The sequence below is a fragment of the Micromonospora sp. CB01531 genome, assembly GCF_001905095.1.
Lineage (GTDB): Bacteria > Actinomycetota > Actinomycetes > Mycobacteriales > Micromonosporaceae > Micromonospora.
The window spans coordinates 1-2532 of sequence record NZ_LWLS01000049.1 but is presented as its reverse complement, the minus strand read 5'-3'; the positions used below and the strand labels follow the sequence as shown (position 1 = coordinate 2532).

Here is a 2532-nt window from a genome sequence, read left to right as displayed (position 1 = left end):
CGCTGCCTGAACCGAGAATGACCAACAGGGTCGCCCGAGTGGCCAAACGATCGCATCCTGCTGTCCGCCGACGGCGGTGCCTATACGGGCCCACCGGGCACGTCCTGGTGGCACGTCTTTCATGCTGACTACTCCGAACTGCGTGCCGCCGGATTCTCCCCGTCCGGCCGCACCTTGGTAATCGCGACCAGCAGCGATGTGACACTCATCGTCCGCCCTGATTTCGCCTGACCGCATGCGTCACGGCACGTAGCTACGCGCCTCGGTGGGGCGTCACGCATCATCCGACGTCAACCTGTCACGCATCAAGTGGAGTACGACTGCGGCTGCCTGCGATGTCGGGTCTCAGGACCTGCGTGACAGATCAGTCTCGGGACGTGGGTGACACACATGGGTCATTCGCCCAGCGGAGCACCCCGCCAGCGCCATTCCTCAAGCTGGGGACGTCCTGGCAACTCGAACCGGCCGGTGGACCAGCGCAGTGCTGCCCATGGGTCCACCCTGGCCAGTTCCTGCGCCGCTTCGGGAAACAGCCGAGCGAGTACCCGGGTGCACACGTCACGTGGTGGATCGAGAGCGAGGCCGAGGCCCTGGGCGATGTCATCGCCGTGCAGCAACGTCTCGACGCACCCCATCGCGGCGAAGCCCTCCGGGTCGGCTTGACCAGTGGGGTGGTAGGCCCGAACATCCGATCTGGCCGTACGTACCGTAGCTGCCAAGATACGACCGCTCGCCTCGGCGAACTCCAGTACCTCTTCCGGGGAGGCGTCCTTGTCGGCGTTTGCCATGAAGCGCACATACCGCTTCTCCGGTCGGGCCACGAGTTGGCCCGCGAACGACATCAGGCAGTCACCGATGTGCTCGGCGGTGTGCCAGCAGTCCCACTCCAGGCTGCCTGCCCGCGCGGACCAGTCCAGACCGGTCGCCGGTCGTAGGCTGGCGACAACGCTGGAAATTGCTGCGTCGAGATCATCGGCGGTGACCGCCACGGTTCCCTCCAGGTTTGCGAGGCCGATGCTGCACCGGCCTGAGTCAGAACTGCGAGCTTGCCTGATGGGTGTGACGAACTGAGTGACAACGGATGTGGACGCCAGCGGACGTAGGCGGACACCCACGGAGTGTTCCAGCAGCTCAGCCCGCTTGATGGTCCAGCTCAACAGAGAGCGATCAGTCGTTCGGGACGAACAGGTCTCCGTGCCTGGTGTGCAGGTCAAACTTGCCCAGTAGCGTGCTGGGGCATGGGTGAGCTCGCTGGAGCCGTCGAGCTGATGCACCGGGTCATCGGTCGTGACCTCGTCGCGGTCACGGAGGCTCGGCACTGGCACGACGGCCGGCGCGATGGTGATGCGGAGAGCTTGTTGCACTTCTGGCTGCACTTTCAGGGAGTGCCGCCGCTCATGCTGCATGGGTCTGGCGAGCTGCTGCTTCTTGAGTTCATCGAGCCGTACGCGGCGTACGACATGGGAGAGCACGGTGAGACGCGCGTTGGGCTGACGCAGAAGCCAGACCTGCTGGCGCTGCTGCCGGGTCATCGGCTGCTAGACGCCGCTCTCATTCGGGGCTACGCGACGCGGCCGGCCTTGGGCGGTGTCCTGCTGAGGTTCGACCACTGCGACCTGGTCGTGGCGTCGTTGGGCGATGAGTGGGTGCTGAGGCAGGGAACGATACCGCCCGAGCTAGCCACGTACCTGAGCGTTGGTAGCTGGCTGAGAGATCGGGCCATCGGCTGACGGCGCACGTCGTAATGGTCGCCGTGCCCGAGGCGTGCCCGATGCAGCGGTTAACACCGGCCAACAGCGGCACGTGGCACGGCTTCAACCTCAGCGATCGATCTTGCTCGACCAGCGAAACGGCTGCCCAGCGCATAGACCAAGCCGCCCGCTAGGTCGACGCAAGACACCTTTCCAAACTGACGGTCAGGGCTGGTGCTGGGCTCGCCTCGCCAACACGAAGTCCGCATAGTCCTCCCCGGCAACCCCGTGGTTGACCCACCGATCCGGGGAGGCCCCAGTGTCCCGCTCCGCCAGTTCCAACGCTTCGGCCGGGTCGTGAACGTGGCCGATCACGCGGCCGTAGCCCGTGTCGTCTTCGTCCTCGGGGTCGAGGGGCGGGAACACGGACAGATCGCGGTAGTGCTCGTCGTTTAGGTCCTGTACGTCATGGACGGACACGTTGTAGCCGTCCTGCCAGGGCCAGACCGAAACCCAGCGGATGCCACGGACACCCGCCAGCGTGATGGGTCCGACGAACTGCTCAACTTCCTTCCTGCGGCCGAGCGCGCCCAGGACGAACGACCGGGTGAGGTAACGCATGCCCGGAGGCTATCCCGGATGCCCAGGACCCGAGCTGGGTGACGAACTGGGTGACAACCGGGGCGCACAGCCATGGACGGCCACGGACGCCAGCGGAAGGAGTCCGCAGCTAGGCCACCCTGGCGATCCAGGTCAGTGGCCCGTGTTGGTTGCCTGGGGGTCAAGGAGTCGCCGGGCTGACATCCAAAGGAGTCTCCGATGTCCCTATCGCGACGCCCAT

3 protein-coding genes are annotated in these 2532 nt (G+C 65.6%); 1 reads left to right on the top strand and 2 read right to left on the bottom strand.

Annotation, left to right across the window (positions count from 1 at the left end; all coding sequences use genetic code 11):
- Positions 1-395: 395 nt before the first annotated feature.
- The gene (locus tag A6A27_RS08255; protein ID WP_073833956.1) at positions 396-989 is read right to left on the bottom strand and encodes a DinB family protein; all 594 of its coding nucleotides are present in this window, start codon (positions 987-989) and stop codon (positions 396-398) included.
- A gap of 249 nt (positions 990-1238) precedes the next feature.
- Between A6A27_RS08255 and A6A27_RS08250 the strand changes: the two genes are divergently transcribed.
- Positions 1239-1730, top strand: coding sequence for a hypothetical protein (locus A6A27_RS08250; RefSeq protein ID WP_073833955.1), 492 nt, complete (start codon positions 1239-1241; stop codon positions 1728-1730).
- 186 nt (positions 1731-1916) lie between these two features.
- Here the strand turns inward: A6A27_RS08250 and A6A27_RS08245 are convergent, their stop codons facing one another.
- A complete protein-coding gene (locus A6A27_RS08245) occupies positions 1917-2312 on the bottom strand; it encodes a hypothetical protein (protein WP_073833954.1) in 396 nt (131 codons plus the stop codon).
- Positions 2313-2532: the final 220 nt, after the last annotated feature.

Coding starts and splice junctions, on each gene's coding strand:
- A6A27_RS08245 (WP_073833954.1), bottom strand. CDS start 2,312: ATGCGTTACCTCACCCGGTCGTTCGTCCTGGGCGCGCTCGGCCGCAGG.
- A6A27_RS08250 (WP_073833955.1), top strand. CDS start 1,239: ATGGGTGAGCTCGCTGGAGCCGTCGAGCTGATGCACCGGGTCATCGGT.